The 23,319-nt window shown below is 75.0% G+C and carries 19 protein-coding genes and 1 pseudogene; 9 read left to right on the forward strand and 11 right to left on the reverse strand.

Translation table 11 applies throughout. The features are described from left to right. Window positions 1–24 precede the first annotated feature (24 nt). The 4 genes from ET471_RS07420 to ET471_RS07435 are packed head-to-tail and all read left to right on the forward strand — an operon-like array spanning window position 25 to window position 3,135. Complete coding sequence (locus ET471_RS07420) at window positions 25–1,485, forward strand: helix-turn-helix transcriptional regulator (RefSeq protein ID WP_129187331.1); 1,461 nt, start codon at window positions 25–27, stop codon at window positions 1,483–1,485. Beyond that, window positions 1,482–2,159 carry a 4'-phosphopantetheinyl transferase family protein gene (locus tag ET471_RS07425; protein ID WP_165350439.1) on the forward strand — a complete coding sequence of 226 codons (678 nt, stop codon included), beginning with the start codon at window positions 1,482–1,484 and terminating at the stop codon, window positions 2,157–2,159. Before ET471_RS07420 ends, ET471_RS07425 begins: the two co-directional genes overlap by 4 nt. Beyond that, entirely contained in the window at window positions 2,156–2,878 is a 723-nt protein-coding gene (locus ET471_RS07430; RefSeq protein WP_207207351.1) for a nucleotidyltransferase domain-containing protein, read from the forward strand. Before ET471_RS07425 ends, ET471_RS07430 begins: the two co-directional genes overlap by 4 nt. After that, window positions 2,875–3,135 (forward strand): hypothetical protein, encoded by a 261-nt coding sequence (locus ET471_RS07435; RefSeq protein WP_129187335.1) that lies wholly within the window; start codon window positions 2,875–2,877, stop codon window positions 3,133–3,135. Before ET471_RS07430 ends, ET471_RS07435 begins: the two co-directional genes overlap by 4 nt. A gap of 31 nt (window positions 3,136–3,166) precedes the next feature. On the opposite strand, the gene ET471_RS07440 is transcribed toward ET471_RS07435, so the two are convergent. The 4 genes from ET471_RS07440 to ET471_RS07455 all read right to left on the reverse strand — a co-directional run bounded on the left by ET471_RS07440 (window position 3,167) and on the right by ET471_RS07455 (window position 10,754). Then, window positions 3,167–4,543: a M1 family metallopeptidase gene (locus ET471_RS07440; RefSeq protein WP_129187336.1), complete on the reverse strand. Its 1,377-nt coding sequence runs from the start codon at window positions 4,541–4,543 to the stop codon at window positions 3,167–3,169. Window positions 4,544–4,554: 11 nt separating this feature from the next. Then, window positions 4,555–8,484 (reverse strand): Pls/PosA family non-ribosomal peptide synthetase, encoded by a 3,930-nt coding sequence (locus tag ET471_RS07445; protein WP_129187338.1) that lies wholly within the window; start codon window positions 8,482–8,484, stop codon window positions 4,555–4,557. A gap of 187 nt (window positions 8,485–8,671) precedes the next feature. Further along, window positions 8,672–9,457 (reverse strand): aldo/keto reductase, encoded by a 786-nt coding sequence (locus tag ET471_RS07450; RefSeq protein WP_129190801.1) that lies wholly within the window; start codon window positions 9,455–9,457, stop codon window positions 8,672–8,674. Window positions 9,458–9,575: 118 nt separating this feature from the next. Beyond that, the gene (locus tag ET471_RS07455; RefSeq protein ID WP_129187340.1) at window positions 9,576–10,754 is read right to left on the reverse strand and encodes an MFS transporter; all 1,179 of its coding nucleotides are present in this window, start codon (window positions 10,752–10,754) and stop codon (window positions 9,576–9,578) included. A 125-nt stretch (window positions 10,755–10,879) separates the two neighbouring features. Between ET471_RS07455 and ET471_RS07460 the strand changes: the two genes are divergently transcribed. Next, on the forward strand, window positions 10,880–11,323 hold the full coding sequence (locus tag ET471_RS07460) for a MarR family winged helix-turn-helix transcriptional regulator (RefSeq protein ID WP_129187342.1): 444 nt from the start codon (window positions 10,880–10,882) through the stop codon (window positions 11,321–11,323). Window positions 11,324–11,423: 100 nt separating this feature from the next. Here ET471_RS07460 and glpK read toward each other — a convergent pair. From glpK to ET471_RS07475, 3 genes and pseudogenes are all read right to left on the reverse strand, one after another. Continuing rightward, window positions 11,424–12,937, reverse strand: a pseudogene (glpK, locus tag ET471_RS07465) (glycerol kinase GlpK). A 42-nt stretch (window positions 12,938–12,979) separates the two neighbouring features. Then, window positions 12,980–13,714 carry an MIP/aquaporin family protein gene (locus ET471_RS07470; protein WP_129187343.1) on the reverse strand — a complete coding sequence of 245 codons (735 nt, stop codon included), beginning with the start codon at window positions 13,712–13,714 and terminating at the stop codon, window positions 12,980–12,982. Window positions 13,715–13,725: 11 nt separating this feature from the next. Continuing rightward, window positions 13,726–15,474: a glycerol-3-phosphate dehydrogenase/oxidase gene (locus ET471_RS07475; protein ID WP_129187345.1), complete on the reverse strand. Its 1,749-nt coding sequence runs from the start codon at window positions 15,472–15,474 to the stop codon at window positions 13,726–13,728. A 95-nt stretch (window positions 15,475–15,569) separates the two neighbouring features. On the opposite strand from ET471_RS07475, the gene ET471_RS07480 reads away from it, so the two are divergent. Both ET471_RS07480 and ET471_RS17970 read left to right on the forward strand, forming a co-directional pair. Further along, window positions 15,570–16,067 carry an amino-acid N-acetyltransferase gene (locus ET471_RS07480; RefSeq protein ID WP_129187347.1) on the forward strand — a complete coding sequence of 166 codons (498 nt, stop codon included), beginning with the start codon at window positions 15,570–15,572 and terminating at the stop codon, window positions 16,065–16,067. A 135-nt stretch (window positions 16,068–16,202) separates the two neighbouring features. Beyond that, window positions 16,203–16,367: a hypothetical protein gene (locus tag ET471_RS17970; protein ID WP_165350440.1), complete on the forward strand. Its 165-nt coding sequence runs from the start codon at window positions 16,203–16,205 to the stop codon at window positions 16,365–16,367. A 124-nt stretch (window positions 16,368–16,491) separates the two neighbouring features. On the opposite strand, the gene ET471_RS07485 is transcribed toward ET471_RS17970, so the two are convergent. The 4 genes from ET471_RS07485 to radA all read right to left on the reverse strand — a co-directional run bounded on the left by ET471_RS07485 (window position 16,492) and on the right by radA (window position 21,611). Beyond that, on the reverse strand, window positions 16,492–17,382 hold the full coding sequence (locus ET471_RS07485; RefSeq protein WP_425356576.1) for an HhH-GPD family protein: 891 nt from the start codon (window positions 17,380–17,382) through the stop codon (window positions 16,492–16,494). A gap of 732 nt (window positions 17,383–18,114) precedes the next feature. Beyond that, complete coding sequence (locus ET471_RS07490) at window positions 18,115–18,690, reverse strand: hypothetical protein (RefSeq protein ID WP_129187349.1); 576 nt, start codon at window positions 18,688–18,690, stop codon at window positions 18,115–18,117. Window positions 18,691–19,010: 320 nt separating this feature from the next. Beyond that, window positions 19,011–20,096, reverse strand: coding sequence for a DNA integrity scanning diadenylate cyclase DisA (gene disA / locus ET471_RS07495; RefSeq protein ID WP_129187351.1), 1,086 nt, complete (start codon window positions 20,094–20,096; stop codon window positions 19,011–19,013). A gap of 78 nt (window positions 20,097–20,174) precedes the next feature. Next, window positions 20,175–21,611 (reverse strand): DNA repair protein RadA, encoded by a 1,437-nt coding sequence (gene radA / locus ET471_RS07500; protein ID WP_129187353.1) that lies wholly within the window; start codon window positions 21,609–21,611, stop codon window positions 20,175–20,177. Window positions 21,612–21,702: 91 nt separating this feature from the next. Between radA and ET471_RS07505 the strand changes: the two genes are divergently transcribed. Next, entirely contained in the window at window positions 21,703–22,350 is a 648-nt protein-coding gene (locus ET471_RS07505) for a hypothetical protein (RefSeq protein WP_129187355.1), read from the forward strand. A gap of 19 nt (window positions 22,351–22,369) precedes the next feature. Then, entirely contained in the window at window positions 22,370–23,194 is an 825-nt protein-coding gene (gene proC / locus ET471_RS07510) for a pyrroline-5-carboxylate reductase (RefSeq protein ID WP_242496468.1), read from the forward strand. Window positions 23,195–23,319: the final 125 nt, after the last annotated feature.

The raw sequence follows: 23,319 nt of genomic DNA on the forward strand, positions 1-23,319 counted from the left end.
CGGATCTTGACGTATCGTGAAGAGATGCCCGACGTTCCCGACCTGCTGACGCTCGGCCGCCGCGTCCGCCACCTGCGCACGCGCCGCGGCCTGACCCTCGACGCGCTGGGCGCGGCCGTGGGTGCGGCGCCGTCGCTGCTCTCGCTCATCGAGAACGGCAAGCGTGAGCCCCGGCTCTCCCTGCTGCGCCAGCTCGCGGAGGCGCTGGGCGTCGACGTCGGCGAGCTGCTCGCCGCCGAGGCGCCCGACCGGCGGGCCGCCCTCGAGATCGCGCTGGAGCGCGCGCAGCGCGGCCCGCTCTTCGGGGAGCTCGGGCTGCCGCAGGTCAGGCCGTCGCAGAAGCTGCCCATGCCGGTGCTCGAGCAGCTCGTCGGCCTGCACGCCGAGCTGGCCCGGCGTGAGGAGGAGGCCATCGCGACCCCGGAGGAGGCGCGGCGGGCCAACACCGAGCTGCGGCTCGGCCGTCAGGAGCGCGGCAACTACTTCCCCGAGATCGAGACCGTGGCCGAGCAGCTCGTCACGCGGGCCGGGTACCCGGGCGGCGGGGCCGTGTCCCACCGCACGGTCGCGCGCGTGGCCGAGGCGCTCGGCTTCAGGATCCTGCACGTCGCCGACCTGCCCCGCTCGGCCCGCACCGTCACCGACCTCAAGAACGGCCGCATCTACCTGCCGCAGGCCTCCACGCCCGGCGGGCACGGCCTGCGCTCGCTCGCCCTCCAGGCGGTCGCGCACCGCGTGCTCGGCCACGAGCGCCCGCGCTCGTACGGCGAGTTCCTGCGGCAGCGCGTCGAGATCACGTACTTCGCGGCCGCCGCGCTCATGCCGCTCACCGCGTCGACGACGTTCCTCGCCGAGCGCAAGCGCGAGAAGGACCTCGCCGTCGAGGACTTCCGGGACGCGTTCGGCGTCACGCACGAGGCCGCCGCGATGCGCCTGACCAACCTCGCCACCGTGCACCTCGCCATGCCCCTGCACTTCCTACGCGTGGGCGCCGACGGCGCCCTGTTCCGCGGGTACGCCAACGACGGCATGCCGCTGCCGCAGGACGTCACCGGGGCGATCGAGGGCCAGCTCGTGTGCCGCAAGTGGGCCGCGCGCGCCGTGTTCGAGCGCCGCGACCGCGCCACCGAGCACTACCAGTACATCGACACGCCCGCGGGCACGTTCTGGGACTCCGTCGCCATGGGGACGCAGGGTCCCGACGACGCCGGCGGCTTCTCCGTCACGCTCGGCGTGCCGTACGCGGACGCCAAGTGGTTCCGCGGTCGTGACACCCGCGAGCGCCGCACCTCCACGTGCCCGGACCCGGCCTGCTGCCAGCGCCCGCCGGCCGACCTCGCCGACCGCTGGTCCGGCGCCGCGTGGCCGAGCGCCCGCATGCACCAGCAGATCCTCGCTGCGCTGCCCCGCGGGCGGTTCCCGGGCGTCGAGGACGCGGAGCTGTTCGCGTTCCTGGACCGGCACGCGCCCAAGGAGGGGGCGTGATCGTCCTGCGCGTGCTGGAGGTTCCCGACGATGACGGCGGCCCGCCCGCCGCGGCGCGGCGCTCGTCTCCGCTGGACGCGGCGCCGCGCTCGGCCTTGCTGGACGCGGCGCGCCGCTCGGCCCTGCTGGTCGCCGTGCTGTGCGAGGCCGGCGTCGACGTCGGCGAGCCCGTCGCGCTCGTGCGGCGGTGCCGCGTGTGCGGGTCCACCGAGCACGGCAAGCCCGAGGTCGCGGCGGCGCTCGCGGTGGGCGTGCACGTCAGCCTCGCGCACACGCGGCGCCGGCTGGTGGCCGCCGCCGCCCGCGGGCCGGTGGGCGTGGACGTCGAGGACGTCGCCGCCGTGGCCGCGCACCCGGTCGCGGACGTCCTGCTGTCCGACGCCGAGCGCGCGGCCGGGCACCCGCTCGACGCCGAGTCCCTCACGCGCACGTGGGTGCGCAAGGAGGCCCTGCTCAAGGCCACCGGGCACGGGCTGCACGTGCCGCCGTCGGCGGTCACGCTGAGCCTCCCGGGCGACGGCGAGCCGCGGCTGCTCGGCTGGGACGGCCCGGGCGTCGCGCCGGTCCCGGGAGCGTGGACCGAGGAACGGAGCGATGGGCTCGGGCTGCCCGCGTCGTGGGTGTGCGCGGTCGCGCTCAGGCCCACGAGGCAGGCCATGCATCCGGCCGCATGACGATGGACGCGTCCGGGATGCCCCGAGCCTCCGTCGACTATTTTCGACGTTCGTGGACTATCCTCGACGTCATGAGGATTCAGCGCCCGATGGCGGTCGTCACGCCGACGCTCGACGGCGACGTGCTGACGGTGCTGGCTCGCGCCTCCGCGGCCTTCACGCCGGGGCAGGTGTCCCGCCTGGTTCCCGGCGGCTCGGTCGACGGCATCCGCAAGGCCCTCAACCGGCTGGTCGACGAGGGGACCGTCATCGCGGACCGGGCGGGCAACGCCTACACGTACCGCCTCAACAACGAGCATCTCGCCGCCGAGCCGATCGTCGCGCTCGCTCGGCTGCGAGAGACGCTGATCGTCCGCTTGACCCAGACGGTGGCCGCATGGACGCCGGCGCCGACCTATGCGGCGATCTTCGGTTCGGCCGCTCGGGGAGAGATGCGTTCCGACTCCGACATCGACCTGTTCCTGGTCCGCCCTGAGGCTTCCAGGGCTGACCAGTGGGACGAGCAGGTCGCAGACCTGGCCCTCGCTGCCCGCCGGTGGACCGGCAACGACGTCCGCCCGCTGGTGATGTCGCGATCCGAGGTCACAGCCGGTGTGGCCCCGACGGACGACGGCCTCGTCGAGCCGGTCCTGGAGGACATCGCCAGGGAGGGCATCGCGTTTGCCGGACCGTCCGCGTGGCTGAGCCGCCAGATCCGCACCGCCAGGAGGATCGCATGAGCCCGCGCACGGTCTCCACCGACCAGCACGCCCGCAGGGGTCGCCTCGCCAAGGCCCGGCAGTTCGCTGAGGCTGCCGAGATCGTGCACGCCCTCGCTGGCGGTCAGGCCGACCTCCTCGATGCTTATGACCTGGACGTCCTGCTCGGCATGAAGACCCAGGCAGGGTACGGACACGAGCCGGTCACGCCTGAGCGGGCCGTGCGGTCGGGCAGGGCCATGGATGCGCTGCTGGTCGCAGCGGGGATCGTGGGATGAGTGCTCCCGCCGCGTCCGCGGCCTCGGCTGATCAGGCCGGGAGCGCCGGCAGGGGGCGGGCGTCCAGCCACGGGGTCAGGGCGCCCGCGGCCGCGGCGCCGCAGCGCTCCGCGACCAGCGCGCGGAAGTCCGACGTCGTCGCGGTGCCGTGGCGGAACCGCTCGGTCCAGGCGTGCAGCAGGCCGAAGAAGCGGTCGTCGCCCACGACCGTGCGCAGCGCGTGCAGGGTCAGGGCGCCGCGCTTGTAGGTGCGGTCGTCGAACATCAGGTCGGGCCCGGGGTCGGTAAGCAGCAGGTCCTGGGGGAGCCCAGCCAGCCGCGCGTGGTGCTCGGCCGCGTGCTCGGCCGCCGACGGCCCGCCCGACCGCTCCGACCACAGCCACTCGGCGTAGCAGGCGAAGCCCTCGTGCAGCCAGATGTCGCTCCAGCGCGCGGCCGTCACCGAGTTGCCGAACCACTGGTGGGCGAGCTCGTGCGCCACGAGCCGGTCCTCGGGCTTCGACCCGTCCAGGTGGTTGGCGCCGAACACGGCCGTGCCGTGCGCCTCGAGCGGGATCTCGAGCTCGTCGGGCGTGACGACGACGGTGTACGCGGCGAACGGGTACGGGCCGAAGAGCTCCTCGAAGACGGCGAGGAGCGCGCCGTGCCGGTCGAGGTCGTGCGCGACGGCGGCGGCCTGCGGGGCGGGGCGCGCCACCTGCACGAGCGGGGTGGCGCGGGCGCCGGACGACGTCGCCGGCGCCCCGCTGCGAGGTGCCTCGTCGCGGGGTGTCTCGTCGCGGGGTACGACGTCGAGCGGGACGACGTCGTACCGCCCGATCTGCACCGTCGCCAGATAGACGTTGAGCGGCTCGGTCCGCTGGAACACCCACGTGCGCGTCCCCGCCCGGCGCGTGACCTTGGCGACCGGCGCGTTCGCCACCACGGTGTACGGGGCGTCGGTGGTCAGCGTGAGGTCGATCGTGGACTTCGGCCCCAGCCGGTCGTTGCACGGGAACCAGGTGGGGGCGCCGTCGGGCTGCCCGGCGACCAGCACGCCCTCGCCCAGCTCCTCCCAGCCGGTCTCGCCCCACGGGCCCCGGCCCGGGCGGGGGTTGCCCGCGTACGTGATCGCGACCGTGGCCGTGGCACCTGGGGCGAGCGGTCGCGGCAGGCGCACCCGCATCGACCGCTTGTTGGCCGCGAACTTCGCCGGCCTCCCGCCGACCTCCACGCGCGCGACCCGCAGCCCGATGAGGTCGAGCCGCAGGTCGGTGCACGCCTCGACGGCGCGCACGCCGAGGCGCGCCGTGCCCTCCAGCCGGTTGGGCTCGACGCGGTAGCGCAGGTCCAGCGCGTAGTGCTCGACGACGTAGTCCGCCGAGCCGTGGTTCGGAAGATAGGGGTCCGGGTCACGACGGTGCGGCATGGCCGGTGACTCTACCGATCCCGGGCAGTGGGCCGGGCCGCCCAGGGCGCGACCGGGTTGCCCTGCCAGCGCGACCCCTGCGGCAGCACCTCGCCGCGCATGACGAGCGACGCCGGGCCCGCGACGGTGCCCGCGCCGAGCCGGGCGGCGGGCAGCACCACGGAGTGCGGCCCCACGGTGGCACCTGCCTCGACGCGCACGCCGTCGAGCGACATGACGCGGTCGTGGAACAGGTGCGTCTGGAGCACCGTCCCGCGGCCGACGGCGGCGCCGTCGTCGAGCGTGACGAGGTCGCCCTCCGGCAGCCAGTACGTCTCGAGCCAGACGCCGCGGCCGATGTGCGCGCCCATGGTGCGCAGCCAGGCCGTGAGGACGGGCGTGCCGAGCACGTGGTTGGTGAACCACGGCGCGGCGACCACCTCGGTGAACGTGTCGGCCAGCTCGTTGCGCCACACGAACGAGCTCCACAGCGGGTGCTCGGACGCGTCGAACCGGCCCACGAGCAGCCGCTTCGCGCCCGTCGTCACGGCGGCCGCGACGAGGGCGGCGACGACGAGGGCCCCGCCGGCGGCCAGCGCGCCGAGCCCCCAGCCGCCCAGGTGTGCGACCTCCAGCACCGCGACGACGACGCCCGCGCCGAGCGCCCCGGAGACGACCGTGGCCGTCAGCCGCAGCACCTCGACCCCACCGCGCGCCCAGCGCAGCCGGGCGGGCGGCTCGTAGGTGAGGCCCTCGTCGTCGGACCCGCCGACGGTGCGGGGGAGCAGCACGGGCGGGCTGCCGATCCACGACGAGCCCTTCTTGGCCTTGTGCGGGGCCGCGGACAGCACCGCGACGAGCCCGTTCTTGGGCACCGAGCGGCCCGGCGCCGTGATGCCCGAGTTGCCGAGGAACGCGCGCCGGCCCACCTTGGCCGGGGCGACGCGCAGCCAGCCGCCGCCCAGCTCGTAGGGGGCCACCATGGTGTCGTCGGCGAGGAACGCGCCGTCGGAGGCCTCCATCATCGTCGGGATGCCCACCACGGTGGACGCCTCGACGTGGCGGCCCATGCGCGCGCCGAGCAGACGCAGCCACGCGGGTGTGGCGATGCTCGAGTACAGCGGGAACAGCACGGTGCGGGCGGCGTCCATGACGCGCTCGGTGCACCACGCCTGCCAGCCCGTCCGGCTGCGCACGGGGTGGAACCCGGCGCGCATGCCGAGCGCGAGCAGCCGCACGAGCACCACGGTGAGCACCGCGTAGGCCGCGAACGCGGCGAGGATCGCGACGGGCAGCCACGCCGCCGCCGAGCGCAGCGCGTCCGCCGGGGTCGCCGCGTCGCCGGCGCCGCCCAGCAACACCAGTACGCCGGCCGCGAGCGCGAGCACCGGCTGGAGTCCCAGCAGCACGCCGCCGGCCTGGTAGGCGAGCACCCAGCCTCCGCCGCGCGCGGGCCGCTCGTCGGGCCACGGGTGCTTGACCTCGCTGCGGCGGCGGGTCGCGGGCGACCCCTCCCAGTACTCGTTCGTCCCGGTGCCGCCGACGACGGCGGAGCCCGCCGCGATGTCCGTGCCGCGCCCGACGTGCGCCCCGGGCAGCAGCACGCTGCGTGCCCCGACGGTGGCGTCCGCCCCGACGACGACGCGGCCCACGTGCAGCACGTCGCCCTCGAGCCAGTGCCCGGACAGGTCGACCTCGGGCTCGACCGCGGCACGGTCGCCGACGGTGAGCAGCCCGGTGACGGGCGGCAGCGTGTGCAGGTCGACGCCGCGCCCGATGCGGGCGCCGAGCGCGCGGGCGTAGAGGCCGACGAGCGGGGCCGCGGCCACCGTGATGCCGCCGAGCGCCTCGACGAGCTGCTCGGCGAGCCACAGCCGCCGGTGCGCCGAGCCGCCGCGCGGGTGGTCGCCCGGCCCGACGCCGCGCAGCAGCAGCCGGGCGGCGCCCGCGGCGAGCGCGAGGCGGCCAGGCGCCGCGACGAGCAGCAGCCAGGCGACCACAAGCCACGGCCACGACACCGCGGGCAGCGACGCGAGCACGCGCTCGGCGCCGGGCCCGAGCCACGCGTCCCCCGGGAGCCGCAGCAGCCCGACGACGATGGCGGCCCACGTGGCCCACCGCAGCCCCGCCACGAGCCGGAGCAGGATCAAGGCCACCACCTGGAAGGCCTGGGTCCCTCGGGGGGTCGGCGTGCCGGGCGGGGGCGCGGCGGCGTCGTCGTCCCCGGCGCCGTACGTCACCTGGAGGAACGTCGCGAGGTCCGCGACGGTCGGGTTGGCGTACAGGTCGGCGACCGTGGCGAGCGGGTAGCGCTCGCGCACGGCCGAGACCACCTGCGCCGCGGTCAGCGAGCCGCCGCCGAGGTCGAAGAAGTCGTCGTCGGCCGACGTCGGCGGGACGCCGAGCACGCGGCCCCACACCTCGGCCACCCACTCCTGGACGGGGTCGGCGAGGGCGGCGACGTCGTCGTCCGACGGGGTGGCCACGCCGGGGAGCGGCCACGGCAGCGCGTCACGGTCCACCTTGCCGCTCGTGCGCGTGGGGATCTCCCCGACGACGCCGAGCAGCGGCACGAGCGCGGCGGGCAGCACCTCGCGCAGGTGGGCGGTGAGCGCGGCGGCGTCGAACGACGGCGCGTGCGACGGGACGACGTACCCGACGATGACCTTGTTGCCGGCTGCGGTGGTGCGCACGGCCGCGGCCGCGGCCTCGACCTGCGGCGACGCGAGCAGGGCCGCGTCGAGCTCGCCGAGCTCGATGCGCCGCCCGCCCACCTTGACCTGGTCGTCGGCGCGCCCCAGGAACAGCAGGCCCGCGGGGTCGTTCACGACGAGGTCGCCGGACCGGTACGCGCGTTCCCAGCCGAGCGACGGCAGCGGCGCGTACTTCTCGGCGTCCTTGGCGGGGTCGAGGTAGCGCCCCAGCCCGACGCCGCCGATGACGAGCTCGCCCGCCGCACCCTCGGGCACCGGCTCGCCCGCCTCGTCGACGACGACGAGGTCCCACCCGTCGAGCGGCAGCCCGATGCGCACGGGCCCGACGCCGTCGAGGATCGCGGCGCACGCGACGACGGTCGCCTCCGTCGGGCCGTACGTGTTCCACACCTCGCGCCCGTCCGCGGCGAGGCGCGTCGCGAGCTCGGGCGGCACGGACTCGCCGCCGAAGATCAGCAGGCGGACCCTCGCCAGGTCCGCCGCGGGCAGCAGGCCCGCCAGGGTCGGCACCGTGGAGATCGCGGTGATGCCCTGCGCGGCCACCCACGGGCCCAGGTCCAGGCCGGTGCGCACGAGCGCGCGGTCCGCGGGCACGAGGCAGGCGCCGTGCCGCCAGGCCAGCCACATCTCCTCGCAGCTCGCGTCGAACGCGACCGACAGCCCGGCGAGCACGCGGTCGCCCGGTCCCAGCGGGTCTGCCTGGAGGAAGAGGCGCGCCTCGGCGTCGACGAACGCGGCCGCGCTGCGGTGCGTGACGGCCACGCCCTTGGGCACGCCGGTGGACCCGGACGTGAAGATGATCCAGGCGACGTCGTCGAGCCCGGGCGCGCCGGCGACCCGGGCCGCCGGGGGAGCCGCCGTCGGGACGTCGATCGCTCCGTCGTCGCCGACGACGGCGACCACGCCCGCCTCGCCGAACACGAGCTCGGCGCGCTCCTCCGGGTCGTCACGGTCGACGGGCACGTAGGCGGCGCCCGCGTGCAGCACGGCGAGGATCGCGAGGTACAGGTCCGCGCGGCCCGACGTCGCCCGCACGCCGACGCGGTCGCCGCGGCGCACGCCGGCGTCGGCGAGCGCCCTCGCACGGGCCGTCACCTCGGCGACCACCTCGGCGTACGACCAGGCGCGGACGCCGTCGTCGATGGCGGGGGCGTCGGGGTGGGCGGCCGCCGTCGCGGCCAGGAGCTCGACCAGGGTGCGCGGGGTCGCCGCGCGATCACCGGCGAGCAGGGGGGACAGCGTGGGCACGCGCGGTCGTCCTTCTCGAGCACGGAGGCGAGCGAACCGTCGCCGGGGGCCGACCAGTCTACGGTCGGCAGCCCGCGGGGCGTCGGGACGTCTCACGTGAGACACCACGTCTCACTCGGAGGCTACCCGCGGTGCCCGTCCGACGGCGGTCGTGGGTGCGGGCCGGCCGCCCGCACCCACGCCGGGATCACCCGTGGAAGCGGGCCGGGTGGGGGCCGGTGCGCCCGTTGCGGTCGAGGGCGTCGATCGCGGCGACCTCGGCCGGGTCGAGCTCGAAGCCGAAGACGTCGAGGTTGCTCGCGATGCGGGCCGGCGTGACGGACTTGGGGATGACGACGGTGCCGTGCTGGAGGTGCCAGCGGATGACGACCTGGGCGGACGAGACGGCGTGCCGTGCCGCGGCCCGGGTGACAGCGGGCTCGTCGAGCACCGCGCCCTGCGCGAGCGGGCTCCAGGCCTCGGTCGCGATGCCGTGCCGGGCGTTCGCGGCGACGGTGTCACGGTTCTGGAGCGCGGGGTGGAGCTCGACCTGGTTGACCGCCGGCACGGTCCCGCCCAGGGCGACGACGCGGTCGAGGTGCTCCGGCAGGAAGTTGGACACGCCGATCGCGCGGGCGGTGCCGGCGGCGGCGAGCGCCTCGAGGCCCTGCCAGGTGTCGAGGTAGGCGTCGGTCGCCGGTGCCGGCCAGTGGACGAGGTAGAGGTCGACACGCTCGAGGCCGAGGCGGTCGAGGCTGGCCTCCAGGGCGGGGCGGGCGCGGTCGCGGCCGAGGTCGTCGACCCAGAGCTTGGTGGTGACGAAGACCTCGTCGCGCGCGAGGCCGGTCGCGGCGAGGGCACGGCCCACGCCCTGCTCGTTGCCGTAGACGGCGGCGGTGTCGATGCTGCGGTAGCCGGCCTCGAGCGCGGTCTCGACCGCGCGCTGCGCCTGGTCGTCGGGCACCTGGAAGACGCCGAAGCCGAGCTGGGGCATGACGACGCCGTTGTTGAGGGTGATCTCGGGGATGACGGGCACGAGGTTCCTTTGCGATGGTGGAGCGACTGCGGTGGTCGGTGGAGGGACTGCGGTGGTCGGTGGTGGGACGAGAGGGTCAGAGGGCCGGCACCGGCGTGGCGGTGGCGAGCTCGCCACCGCGGACGCGGGCCGCGACGAGGTAGGCGACGAGCCCGGCGAGCGTGACGGCGGCACCGGCCCACAGCGGCGACGTGTACCCGAGCCCGGCGGCGAGCGTGAGGCCGCCGACCCAGGCGCCGAAGGCGTTGCCGATGTTGAACGCGGCGATGTTGGCTCCGGAGGCGAGGGTCGCCGCGTCGGAGGCGTGGTTCATGATCCGCATCTGGAGCCCGGGCACGGTGGCGAACCCGAAGCCGCCCATGAGCACGAGCGCCACCAGGGTGGCCACGTGCGAGGATGCCGTCAGGGCGAACCCGGCGAGGATGACGGTGAGGGCCGACATGAGCACGACGAGCGTGGCGACGAGGTTGCGGTCGGCGAAGCGTCCGCCGAGGAGGTTGCCGGCGAACAGGCCGACGCCGAACAGCACGAGCAGCCAGGGCACGGCCGAGGCGTCGAAGCCGCCCACCTCGGTGAGGGTGAAGGCGATGTAGGTGAAGGCGCCGAACATGCCGCCGTAGCCGAGCACGGTCACCAGCATGGAGAGCCACACCTGCCCGCTGCGGAAGATGCGGAACTCGGCCAGGACGCCGTGCCCGCCGCGCGCCACGGGGGTCGGCCGGACGAGGGCGAGGATGCCGACGAACGCGACGACGCCGATGGCGGTGATGGCCCAGAACGTCGAGCGCCAGCCGGCGGCCTGGCCGAGGAAGGTGCCGAGCGGGACGCCCGCGACGTTGGCGATCGTCAGGCCGGCGAACATCATGGAGATGGCCGCGGCCCGGCGGTTCTCGGGGACCAGGTCGGTGGCGACGACCGCGCCGATGCCGAAGAACGCGCCGTGGCACAGCGCGGCGACGACGCGGCCCGCGAGCATGAGCCCGTAACCGGGCGCGACGGCCGAGATCAGGTTCCCGGCGATGAACAGGAGCAGGAGCCCGAGCAGGGCCTTCTTCCGGTCGACCCGTCCCAGCAGCGCCGTGAGCGCGACGCCCCCGACGGCGACCGAGAGGGCGTAGCCGGAGATGAGGTAGCCGGCGACGGTCTCGGTCACGCCGAAGTCCGACGCCACCTCGGGCAGCAGCCCCATGATGACGAACTCCGTCAGACCGATCCCGAACCCGCCGAGTGCCAGCGCGTAGAGAGCAGCGGGCATGAGGGATCCTCCGAGTGATGGGTACTGGGCCGCGTGTGCACTAGTTGCAGACGCAACGAGATAGTTGCACGCGCTCGTTATGCGCGCAAGTCTGGTAGGCTGACGCTCGGCAGTGAGGAGGGCGCATGGGTATCGCCGACGATGCCGTGGAGGTCCGGGCGCGCGGCTGGCGCACGCTCGTCGCGCTCCACGGGCTCATCGAGACCAGGCTCGAACGCGAGCTCCAGGCCGCGCACGAGCTCTCCGTCGTCGAGTTCACGGTGCTCGACGCCCTCAGCCGCCAGGACGGCTGGCACATGCGGATGCAGCAGCTCGCGCGCGCCGCGGCCCTCTCCAGCAGCGCCACCACCCGGCTCGTCACCCGGCTGGAGGATCGTGGCCTGCTCACGCGCATCCTGTGCGTCGACGACCGCCGGGGGATCTACACCGAGCTCACCGCGGCGGGTCACGCCCTGCTCGACCACGCCCGGCCGACGCACGACCGCGTGCTCGAGGACGCGCTCACCGAGGCGTCCGACGTCCCCGAGCTCTCCGCGCTCGTCGACGCCATCCACGCGCCCGTCCCCTGACGCGGCCCGCGGCCCGGGCCCCAGCGCTCCGCGGCGGTGACGCACGACGACGGCCCCGCCGCGGAACGTCTCCGCAGGGGACCGCCGTCGAGGGGACCCGCTACTGCGTGTCGGCGTCCACCCAGTCGAACGTCTTGGTGACCGCCTTCTTCCACTGCCGGTACAGCCGCTCCCGCTCGCCCTGCTCCATGGACGGCGTCCAGCGCCGGTCCTCGGCCCAGTTCGCGGTCACGTCCGGCTCGCCGGACCAGAACCCGACGGCGATGCCGGCCGCGTAGGCGGCGCCGAGCGCCGTCGTCTCGGCGACGACGGGCCGCACGACGTCCACGCCGAGCTGGTCGGCCTGGAACTGCATGAGCAGCTCGTTGGCCACCATGCCGCCGTCGACCTTGAGCTCGGTGAGCTCGACGCCGGAGTCGGCACGCATGGCCTCCAGCACCTCGCGCGTCTGGAACGCCACGGCCTCCAGGGCCGCGCGCGCGATGTGGTTCTTGTTGACGTACCGGGTGAGCCCGACGAGCGCACCGCGGGCGTCCGGCCGCCAGTAGGGGCGAAGAGCCCGGAGAACGCCGGGACGAAGTACGCCCCGCCGTTGTTCTCGACCTTCCGGGCCATCCACTCGACGTCGGGCGCGTCCGAGAGGATGCCGAGGTTGTCGCGGAGCCACTGCACGAGCGACCCGGTGACGGCGATGGAGCCCTCGAGCGCGTACCGGGCCTCCTGGTCGCCGATCTTGTAGCAGACCGTGGTCAGCAGCCCGTTCTTCGAGGGGACCTTCTCCGTGCCCGTGTTGAGGAGCATGAAGTTGCCGGTGCCGTAGGTGTTCTTGGCCGTGCCGACCTCGAAGCACGCCTGTCCGAACGTGGCCGCCTGCTGGTCGCCGAGGATGCCCGCGATCGGCACGCCCGGCAGCAGGCCGCCGGGACGACCGGGCCCGTACACCTCGGACGAGGAACGGATCTCCGGCAGCATCGACAGGGGGATGCCCATGTCGGCGGCGATGTCCTCGCGCCACGAGAGCGTGTCGAGGTCCATGAGCATCGTGCGGGAGGCGTTGGTGACGTCCGTGACGTGCACGCCGCCGTCGACGCCGCCGGTCATGTTCCACAGCACCCACGCGTCGGTGTTGCCGAACAGCAGGTCGCCGCGCTCCGCGGCCTCGCGCGTGCCGGGCACGTTGTCGAGGATCCACTTGACCTTGGGGCCGGAGAAGTAGGTGGCCAGCGGCAGGCCGACGATCGCCTTGTACTTGTCGGCGCCGGCCGCGCCGCCGAGCTCCTCGACGATGGGCTGGGTGCGGGTGTCCTGCCAGACGATCGCGTTGTAGACCGGCTTGCCCGTCGTCTTGTCCCAGACCACCGCCGTCTCGCGCTGGTTGGTGATGCCCACCGCGGCGATGTCGGTGTAGGTGACGTTCGCGCGGGTCAGGGCCAGCCCCACGGCCTCGCGCACGTTGTTCCAGATCTGGTCCGGGTTGTGCTCGACCCAGCCGGGCTGCGGGAAGATCTGGTCGTGCTCGAGCTGGCCGGTCGAGACGACCTTCCCGCTGTGGTCGAAGACCATCGCCCGCGAGCTCGTGGTGCCCTGGTCGATGGCGAGTACGTAGTCAGGCATGGGGATGTGTCTCCTTCGTCAGGTCCAGCATGTCGGGGCGGGTCAGATGAGGGCCGAGCCGAGCAGCCCCGCCAGGACCGAGCCCACGAGCGGCCCGACGACAGGCACCCACGAGTAGCCCCAGTCGGACGAGCCCTTGCCCGGGATCGGCAGGACGAAGTGCGCGATGCGCGGGCCGAGGTCACGGGCGGGGTTGATGGCGTACCCGGTGGGACCACCGAGCGAGGCGCCGATGCCCACCACGATGAGCGACACGGCGAGCGGGCCGAGCTCGGACGGCGTCTTGCCGGCCACGATGACCCAGAAGACCAGCACGAACGTGCCCAGGGCCTCCGTGACCAGGTTCCAGCCGTAGGAGCGGATGGCGGGCCCGGTGGAGAACACGGCGAGCTTGGTCCCCGGGTCGGCGTCCTCGTCGAAGTGCTTCTTGTAGGCGAGGAAGGCCAGGATCGCGCCGATGAAGGCGCCGAGCAGCTCGCCGGCGTAGTAGACCAGGGCGTGCCCGAAGGTGGGCTCGATCGTGCCGGCGTCGCCCGAGAAGAAGGGCAGGTCCGCCACCCACAGGCCCGTCGTCACGGCGGGGTTGAGGTGGGCGCCGGACTTGAACGCCGCGTAGACACCGGCGAAGACTGCGAAACCCCATCCGAAGTTGATGAGGAGCCAGTCCGGGCCGAAGCCCTTGTTCTTGGGGAGGATCACGTTCGCGACCACGCCGGCACCGAGCAGGATCAGTGTCGCCGTGCCGATGACCTCCGACCAGAATGCGTCCAGGAGCATCGTCGTTCCTTTCAGTCAGATTCCAGCGGCACCATCCCGGCGACGTCGTCCACCGTGAGGCGGGCCGCCTGTGCGGAGGCGTCGTCGGGCAGCGTGGCCGCGGTGTCGTAGGCGTCGATCCGCGCGCGATAGGCCGCGGCCTCGGACTCCTTGGTGGCGTCGTCCCAGCCCAGCAGGGGTGCGACGACGTCGACGATCTCCGGCAGCGCGGCCAGGCCGGCGTCGGAGACCTCGTAGACGAGGCGCGTGCGGTGCAGCAGCACGTCCTCGAGGTGCAGGGCACCCTCGTGGGTGACCGCGAAGTGGATCTCGGCGCGCAGGTACGCGGGGGCGTGCTCGAGCGGCGCCGCGAGCGACGGGTCCGCCTCGCACAGCTCGACGAGCTCGGCGAGGTCGGAGCCGTAGCGGTGCAGCAGGTGGTCCACCATGGGCGGCGTCCACCCGTACCGCTTGGCCCAGGCGCGCGCCTGCCGCTGCACGGCCTGGAGGCCGACGGCGCCCACGAGGGGGATCGTGTTGGTGATCGAGGGCAGGGCGGCGGCGCGCTGCCCGATGGCGTGGTCGACGGCGTCCTTCGCCATGATCCGGTAGGTGGTCAGCTTGCCGCCGGCGATGACGGACAGGCCGGGGCTCGGGTTCGCGACGGTGTGCTCGCGGCTCACCTTCGCGCTGCTCGTGCCCTCCTTGGTGCCGGGCTGGAGGAGCGGGCGCAGCCCCGCGTACGTGCCGATGACGTCGTCGCGCGTGAGCGGGTGGGCGAGCACCGCGTTGGCGTGCTCGATGACGTAGTCGATGTCGGCCGCCGACGCGACGGGGTCGCGCAGGTCCTCGACCCACGGGGTGTCGGTGGTGCCGATGACCCAGTAGCGCGACCACGGGATGATGAACAGCACCGACTTCTCGGTCTGCAGGATCAGGCCGACCTTGCCGCGGATGCGCTCGCGCGGCACCACGATGTGGATGCCCTTCGAGGCGAGCACGCGCAGGCCGCCCTCGCTGCCCGCGAGCGCCTCCGTCTTCTCGGTCCACACGCCGGTGGCGTTGATGACGGAGCGCGCGCGCACCGTGATGCGCTTGCCCGTCTCGAGGTCGACGACGACGGCGCCGTTGACCGTCCCGGTCGCCGTCTGCGTCAGCTCGACGACCTGGGTGCGCGCGGCGGCGTGGGCGCCGTACCCCGCGGCCGTGCGCACGAGGGTGGTGACCAGGCGGGCGTCGTCGACGGAGGCGTCCCAGTACTGGACCGCGCCGATCGCGGCGTCGTGCGCGAGGTCGGGGAACTTCTTGGCCATCTGGCTGCGCGTCAGGTGCCGGTGGATCGGCATCGCGCGCCTGCCCGGGGCCAGCGACGCGAGCGTGTCGTACAGCGCGATGCCCGCGCCGACGTACGCGCGCTCCCAGACGCGGTGCTCCAGCGGGTACAGGAACGCGACCGGCCGGACGAGGTGCGGGGCGAGGTGGTTGATGAGCAGGTCGCGCTCGGTGAGGGCCTCGTGCACCAGGTGGAAGTCGAGCATCTGCAGGTAGCGCAGGCCGCCGTGCACGAGCTTGGAGCTGCGGCTGGAGGTGCCGGACGCCCAGTCCTGCGCCTCGACGATCGCCGTCGACAGGCCGCGCGTGACGGCGTCGAGCGCGATGCCCGCGCCCGTGACGCCGCCGCCGACGACGAGGACGTCGAGCTCGCCCGCCGACGACGTGGACGCCTCGAGCGCCGCGAGGGCCTGCTCCCTGGAGTCGGCGGTGAGCCGGTTCGTGGCCATGTGGGGGACCCTTTCGCTCGTTGACGTTGCTAACGTCACACCGGCCGAGTGCCTCCGCAACCGGATCGCTGCAGCGCAGCCGTACAGTGAACGCCGTGCAAGCGACGATCCGGCCCGCCCTCCCCTCCGACGTCCGGCGGATCCGGGCCCTCGTCGAGCCTTACGCGGAGCGCCGCATCCTGCTCGCCAAGGAGCTCGTGGGGTACTTCGAGGCCGTGCAGGAGTTCCTCGTCGCGGAGGTCGACGGCGTCGTCGTCGGCTGCGGGGCCCTGCACGTCATGTGGGACGACCTCGCCGAGATCCGCACGCTGGCCGTCGCGCCCGAGCACCTGGGCACCGGCGTGGGGCACCAGCTCGTGAACGCCCTCGTCGAGCGGGCGCACGCGATGGGCCTGAGCCGGCTGTTCTGCCTCACCTTCGAGGTCGACTTCTTCCGCCGCCAGGGCTTCGAGGAGATCGAGGGCACGCCCGTCCCGTTCGACGTCTACGCCGAGCTGCTGCGCTCGCACGACGACGGCGTCGCCGAGTTCCTCGACCTCGCGCGGGTGAAGCCCAACACGCTGGGCAACACCCGGATGCTGCTGACGCTCTGACGCGGCGCCCGCAGGCTCGGTTCCGCGCAGTTCCGCCGTTCGTTCCGGGTCAGCGCCTGGATCCCGGGGCGCCTCGCCTGGGACAATCGAGGCGAACGCAGACGTTCTGACGTTCCTGGCGACGATGCTCGGAAGGTGATCACGATGGTGCACGCGGTCGGCGCGCTGGCGACGTACAGCGATCTCGCGGAGACACAGGCGGGTGTGGGTGCGCAGGTCTTCGTGGTTCTCGGTCTGGTCGCAGCGCTGGTGGTCATCGCCGGCCTGCAGGCCGTCCTCCTGTGGAGGCCGCAGGACTGACACGACGCCGCGGGGCCCCACCCCGCGGCCTGCTCCACGGCGCCCGAGACCGGCGCCGGCTGGGACCTGCTGCGGCCGTGACCTGCTGTGGCCGTGGCCCGGGCGGCGGTCTGCAGGCGGCCGGTCAGCCGGTCGGGAGCGCGTACCGCCCGTCCGGCCGACGGGCCACGAGCCCGTCCACGACGAGCGAGCCGAGGCAGCGCTCGACCTGCGCGTCGTCGGTGCCCGCGCCGTCGAGCTCCTCGTGCGCGACCGGGGCGTGGGCCGCGCGGAGCACGGCCAGGATGCGACCGCGGCACTGCCGGTCGGTGCCGTGCCAGGCCTGGGTCCTCCGGCGGTGCGCATGCTCGTCGTCGGGGAAGCCGGCCCGTCGCCAGGCGCACAGGTCGCGCACCGGGCACTCGCCGCAGCGTGGCGACCGCGCCGTGCACACGAGCGCCCCGAGCTCCATCGAGGCGGCCGCCCAGGCGGCCGCCTCGGCGTCGTCCGCCGGCACGACGGCGGTGGCCGTCGCGCGCTCGGCCGCCGTCGGGTGCGGGGCGGGCAGCGCGACGCCGCCGACCGCCCGCGCCAGGACGCGGCGCACGTTCGTGTCGACGACGACGGAGCGCCGGCCGAACGCGAACGCCCGGACGGCCGCCGCCGTGTACTCGCCGACGCCGGGCAGGGCACGCAGCGCCGTCTCGTCGTCGGGCACCGCGCCGCCGTGCCGCTCGACCAGCGCACGGGCGCACTCCTGGAGGCGCAGCGCGCGGCGCGGGTAGCCGAGGCGGTCCCAGGCGCGCAGCACGTCCGCCGTGCTCGCCGCGGCGAGGTCCGCCGGCGTCGGCCACCGCTCCAGCCAGGCGCGCCACGCCGGCTCGACCCGCACGACGGGCGTCTGCTGCAGCATCACCTCGCTGACCAGCACGCCCCACGGGGTGCGGTCGGGCGCTCGCCAGGGCAGGTCCCGTCGGGCGTCGTCGAACCAGAGGACGACGCGGGTGACCAGCTCCTCGGACTCACGCACGGGCACACCGTAACCGGGCGCCGCGCCGGGGCATCGTGCCTGGCGGCGCGGCTCCCCGGCCCGACGCCGGAGGCGTCGTACGTTGTGCGCGTCCCCCTTGACGACCGGAGGTTCCGTGGCACCCGCAGACCGCGAGCGCACCCCGCGCGGCGCCGGCGCGCACGGGACCGGGCACGGGACGGGCCAGCGCGGGACCGGCCACGCCGGAGCCGGCCAGAACGCGTCCGGTCAGCGCGCGGCCGGTCAGCGCGCGGCCGGTCAGGGTGGAGCGGGCCGGGGCGGGTCGACGCCGGCTCAGCGCCCGGCCGGCGCGACGCAGCCGCGCCAGCACGGCAGCGGTGGCGCCTCGGCGACGCGTCAGCAGACGGCCCAGCCCGCGCAGCAGCAGGGCGCCGCGTCGGCGCCGCGTCCGTCGGGGGCGAAGCCCGGTGCGCGGCAGTCCGGAGCGGCGGGCCGTCCGTCCGGCGCGGCGCAGGCGCCGCGGCAGTCCGGGGCGAAGCCGTCGTCGGGCGCGCGCTCGGCTCCGCGCGCAACGGGCGCGAAGAGCGGTCAGCGGGTCGTCTCGGCGAACCGCCTCCAGGCGCCCGGAGCACCCGCCCCCAGGCCGAGGACCGGCGCGCGTCCCGGAGGTCCAGGCCAGCGCCCGGCGCCGCGCCGTCCCGCGCAGCCGCAGCGGCGGTTCCCCGCCATGCCGGTCGTCGTGGTCGCGCTGCTCGTGGGCGTGGGCTGGCTGACCGGCTACGGCATCGGGCAGGGCGTCGGCTGGGTGCGCGACGCGTGGCCCGACCCGGTGCCGCCGCTCGGCGCCGACAAGGTGGCCGCGCCCGAGCCGGCGGCCGTCGGCGGGCCGAGCCAGGTGTGCCCTGCGACGAGCCTCACGCTCGTGGCGAGGCCCGACGCGACGAGCGTGCAGCCCGGCGCCCTGGTCAGCTTCGACCTGTCGATCACCAACTCGGGCCGCCGCCCGTGCCTGGTGAACGGCGGCGACGCCTCCCGCCAGCTCGTGATCACGGACGCCGCGGGCGCGACCGTCTGGTCGAGCGCGCACTGCGGGGCGACGACGCGCGACCTGCTGCTGGGCCCCGGCGACGTCCGGCAGGACTCGATGCGCTGGAACGGCAGGCCGTCGGCGGCGGGATCCTGCACGACGGGACAGGGGACGGTCGCACCGGGCGAGTTCACGGCACAGCTGGTCATGCCGAACGTGCCGGGGGCGACCAGCACGCCGGTGACGATCACGGTCGAGGCCCCGCCGCCCCCGCCCGAGCCGACACCCCCGCCCGTCACGGAGACGCCCGCCGCGCCGACGGACACGACGGCTCCGCCCGCCGACACGCCGCCCCCGCGGACACCCCTCCGACGGACGCCCCACCCGCCGACGCCGAGGCCGGTGCGGACGAGCCTCCCGCCGCCCAGATCGCCGACTGACCGCAAGACCGCGAAGGCCCGGAGAAACGACCCGAGCGAGCCGGACGCAAGCCGATGCAGGGAGCGGAGGGACCGCCGTCGTGCGCGCGGTCCTGTCTCTCCCGAAGTGGAGCGCCCCCTGGGGCGCGTGAACGGGACCGCGCGCACGACGGCGGTCCCTCCGCGGACCAAGCCACACGGGCCGCGGCAAGCCGGAGCGAGCAGCGTCAGACGTACCGCTCGAGGATCGAGGACTCCGCCAGACGCGACAGCCCCTCGCGTACCGCCCGGGCCCGCTGCTCGCCGACGCCGTCGACCGCCATGAGATCGTCCACGGAGGCGGCGAGCAGCTTCTGCAGGCCGCCGAAGTGCGCCACGAGCCGGTCGATGATCGCCCCGGGCAGGCGCGGCACCTTCGACAGGAGCCGGTACCCGTGCGGTGCCACGGCGGCGTCGAGCGCCAGCCCGGCCCCGGGCAGGTCGAGCACGCGGCCGATCTGGCCGAGGTCGAGCAGCTGGCTGGAGTCGAGGCTGGACAGGTCGGCCTGCACGTCGACGAACGACTTGCCGGCGCGGTCGAGCTCGACGTAGTCGCGCACCACGAACTCGCGGTCGGAGCCGATGCCGCCGATGAGCTCGTCGAGCTGGAGGGCGAGCAGGCGGCCGTCGACGCCGAGCTCGATGACGTAGCCGTCGATCTCCTCGGAGATGCGGCGCACCATCTCGAGGCGCTGCACCACGGAGCAGACGTCGCGGACCGTGACGAGGTCCTCGATCTCGAGGGCGGACAGCGTGCCGGAGACCTCGTCGAGGCGGGAGCGGTAGCGCTCGAGCGTCGCGAGGGCCTGGTTGGCGCGGCCCATGATGGTGTCGGAGTCCTCGAGGACGTGGCGGGCGTCGCCGACGTAGAGCGCGACGATGCGCATGGACTGGGACACGGAGATGACGGGGAACCCGCTCTGCTTGGCGACGCGCTCGGCGGTGCGGTGCCGCGTGCCGGACTCCGAGGTCTCGATGGTCGGGTCGGGCAGCAGCTGCACGGCGGCGCGGCGGATGCGGGTCGCGTCGCGGTCGAGGACGACGGCGCCGTCCATCTTGGACAGCTCGCGCAGGCGCGTGGCGGAGAAGGCGACGTCGAGGACGAAGCCGCCGGAGCACATCTCCTCGACCTCGCGGTCGAGGCCCAGCACGATGAGCGCGCCGGTGCGGCCGCGCAGGATGCGCTCGAGGCCGTCGCGGAGCTCGGTTCCGGGTGCGACGGCGGCGAGAGTCTCTCGCAGCAGGTCGTCGCGGTGTGCGGGGGTGGATGCCACGGGAGAATCCTAGAGGTCAAGAGTCCGTATGGGCAGGGGAATGCGCGTGTCCGGTCCGGTGGCTGGCGCCGGTCGGCGTCAGCGGTCGGACCGGCCGAGCGCGACGGCGTCGATCGCCTCGGCGACGTGGGCGGCATCGAGGAGCTCGATGCCGGGCGCCGTGCGGGCCGAGAGCCCCGCGCGCGTGCCGGGCGGGACGACCGCGCGGACGAACCCGAGCCGGGCCGCCTCGGAGAGCCGGCGGTCGATGCCGGACACGGGGCGCACGTCCCCGGCGAGCCCCACCTCCCCGAACGCGACGGTCCCGGCGGGCACGGCGTCGCCCGTGCGGGCGGAGACGATGGCGAGCGCGGCCGCGAGGTCGGCCGCGGGCTCGGTCGCCCGGGCGCCGCCCACGGTGGACAGGTACACGTCCTGGTCGGCGAGGCGCAGCGACGCGTGCCGGTGCAGCACCGCGAGGATCTGCGCGAGCCGCGAGGACTCGAGCCCGTTGGTGGTGCGGCGCGGGTTCGGCAGCGCGGAGGGCGCGACGAGCGACTGGATCTCCAGGGCGAGCGGGCGCCGGCCCTCGAGCGTGACGGTCACGCACGACCCGGGGACGCCCGCCCCGAGGTGGGACAGGAACAGCCCGGACGGGTCGGTCAGCCCGGTGATGCCCGTCTCCGTCAGCTCGAAGCAGCCGACCTCGTCGGTGGGCCCGAACCGGTTCTTCACGGCCCGCACCATGCGCAGCCGTGAGTGCCGGTCGCCCTCGAACTGGCACACGACGTCGACGAGGTGCTCCAGCGTGCGCGGGCCGGCCACGGTGCCGTCCTTGGTGACGTGGCCGACGAGCAGCACGGGCACCTGCCGCTCCTTGGCGACGGCGATGAGCGCGGCCGCGACCTCCCGCACCTGCGAGACGCCGCCGGCGATGCCGTCGACCTCCGCCGACGCGACGGTCTGCACCGAGTCGACGACGAGGAGCGCCGGGGCCGTGGCCTCGACGTGGCCCAGCACGGTCCCGAGGTCGGTCTCGGCCGCGAGCAGCAGCGTCGGGGCCAGCGCGCGGACGCGCTCGGCCCGCAGGCGCACCTGCCCGGCCGACTCCTCGCCGGTCACGTACAGCACGGTGCGCGGGCCGCCGGCGTCGGTGCCGCGCGCGAACCTCGACGCCGTCTCGAGGAGCAGCGTCGACTTGCCGACACCGGGCTCGCCCGCGAGCAGCACGACGGCCCCGGGCACGAGCCCGCCGCCCAGCACCCGGTCGAGCTCGCCGACGCCCGTGGGTGTGGCCTTGGCAGCGTCGACGTCGATCTCCGCGATCGGCAGGGCCGCCGACCGCACGGGGGCCACGGCCACGGTGCGCGGCCCGGCGGCGGCCGGGCCGTCCTCGGCCACGGTGCCCCAGGCCTGGCACTCGCCGCAGCGCCCGGCCCACTTGGCGGTCGCCCAGCCGCACTCGGTGCAGCGGAACGCGGGGCGGGCGGCCTTGGCGGCGGCCGACCGGCCGCGCGACGTCGTCGTGGTGCTCACGACAGCACCGTATGGGCCGCCCCCGACACGCCTCCGCGGCGTCGGCGCCCAGGCTGGCTAGGCTGCCGCCAACCGACCAGGGAGGCACGGGATGTCCGTCGACCATCAGCAGCCGAGGTCCCGCGCGGCGATGCGCGGCAACCGGCCCTCGGCCGCGGTGTTCCGCCGCCGGCGCATCGCCGTCGCGGTGGCGGCCGGCGTGCTCGTGCTCGGCGTCGCGGCCCTGACCGCGTTCGTGTGGCCCGGGTACGCCGTCCCCGAGCCGCTGCCGACCCCCACCGTGACCATCACGGCGCCGGCGCCCACGCCGACCACGACCCCGGCGGAGCGCACGGGCGAGCAGACCGCCCTCACGGGCGCTCTCCCGGACGTCGTCCGGCAGTTCACGCAGCAGGGCATCCAGGACCTCCCGGAGTGGCAGGACGACCACCACGCGACCGAGGCCTGGACCGTCACGTACGCGGACGCCGTCGGTTCCGACGCCGCGACGATCACCGTCCAGGTGGGCCAGTGGGCCGACGACGCCATGGCGCAGTCGTTCGCGGACGCGCAGGTCGCCGCCGCCGGCACGGCCGCCAACACGGGCGACGTCACGGTCGACGGCACGGTGACGGGCACCTACGCGCTCTTCCCCGCGGGGGACGGCGCGGTCATCTGGTGGCGCAACGGGACGGTCGTGATCCGCGCCGAGGGGCCGGCCGACCAGCTCGAGGACTTCTACGCCGAGTACCCGCTCTGAGCGGGCTACCGTTGCGCCTGTGAACCTCGAGAACACCCGTATCGCGCTGCTCGGCACCGGCAACATGGGCGAGGCGGTGCTCGCCGGGTCGCTGCGCGCGGGCGTCGTCCCGGCCCACGTCGTCGCCACCGGACGCCGCGCGGGGCGGGTCGCCGAGGTCGCCGAGAGGCACGGCGTGCGCGGCATCCTCGACAACGTCGAGGCCGTCCGCGACGCCGACGTCGTCGTCGTCGCCGTGAAGCCGAAGGACGTCGCGGGGCTCCTCGCGAGCGTCGGCGACGCGCTCGCCCCGCACGCCGTCGTCGTGTCCGTGGCGGCCGGGCTCTCGGCCGCGTTCTTCGAGGACCGGCTGCCCGCCGGGCAGCCGGTCGTGCGGGTCATGCCCAACACGCCCGCCGCCATCGGCGCCGGGATGAGCGCCGTCAGCGCCGGCACGCACGCGTCCGCCGCCGACGTCGCCACGGTGCTGGCGATCCTGTCGGGCACGGGCGACGCCGTCGAGGTGCCCGAGGCGTACCAGGCCGCGGCGGGCGCCCTGGCGGGCTCCGGGCCCGCCTACATGTTCTACGTGCTCGACGCGCTCGCCGAGGCGGGCGTCGCGGTCGGGCTGTCGCGCGAGCTGGCCACGCGCCTCGCCGTGCAGACCATGCTCGGCTCGGCGCGCCTCGTCGCCGAGACGGGCGAGCACCCGGCGCTCGCGCGCGAGCGCGTGACGTCGCCGGGCGGCACCACCGTGCAGGGCCTGCGGGCGCTCGACGCGGCCGGCGTGCGCGCGGCGTTCATCGCCGCCGTCGAGGCGGCCCGCGACCGCACGAACGAGATCGCGGCCGAGCTGGAGGCCTGAGCCGGCGGGGTGCCGTTGCGGCACGTCCACGGGCCGGAGCCGACAGGACGCCCCGCCCCCACGTGCGCAGACGCGTTCCGCGTACGATGCGGGCTGTGACTCACACGGACGCGCTCCCGGCCGCG

This window comes from Xylanimonas protaetiae, from assembly GCF_004135385.1.
GTDB lineage: Bacteria > Actinomycetota > Actinomycetes > Actinomycetales > Cellulomonadaceae > Xylanimonas > Xylanimonas protaetiae.

Bases quoted from the DNA above. Each gene is read 5' to 3' on its own strand.
- ET471_RS07450 (WP_129190801.1), bottom strand. From the start codon at position 9,457: ATGCCCCAGCTCGGCTTCGGCGTCTTCCAGGTGCCCGACGACCAGGCG.
- ET471_RS07440 (WP_129187336.1), bottom strand. From the start codon at position 4,543: ATGCCGCACCGTCGTGACCCGGACCCCTATCTTCCGAACCACGGCTCG.
- ET471_RS07470 (WP_129187343.1), bottom strand. From the start codon at position 13,714: ATGCTCCTGGACGCATTCTGGTCGGAGGTCATCGGCACGGCGACACTG.
- ET471_RS07435 (WP_129187335.1), top strand. From the start codon at position 2,875: ATGAGCCCGCGCACGGTCTCCACCGACCAGCACGCCCGCAGGGGTCGC.
- ET471_RS07505 (WP_129187355.1), top strand. From the start codon at position 21,703: ATGTCCGTCGACCATCAGCAGCCGAGGTCCCGCGCGGCGATGCGCGGC.
- ET471_RS07475 (WP_129187345.1), bottom strand. From the start codon at position 15,474: ATGGCCACGAACCGGCTCACCGCCGACTCCAGGGAGCAGGCCCTCGCG.
- ET471_RS07430 (WP_207207351.1), top strand. From the start codon at position 2,156: ATGACGATGGACGCGTCCGGGATGCCCCGAGCCTCCGTCGACTATTTT.
- ET471_RS07455 (WP_129187340.1), bottom strand. From the start codon at position 10,754: ATGCCCGCTGCTCTCTACGCGCTGGCACTCGGCGGGTTCGGGATCGGT.
- ET471_RS07420 (WP_129187331.1), top strand. From the start codon at position 25: ATGCCCGACGTTCCCGACCTGCTGACGCTCGGCCGCCGCGTCCGCCAC.
- ET471_RS07460 (WP_129187342.1), top strand. From the start codon at position 10,880: ATGGGTATCGCCGACGATGCCGTGGAGGTCCGGGCGCGCGGCTGGCGC.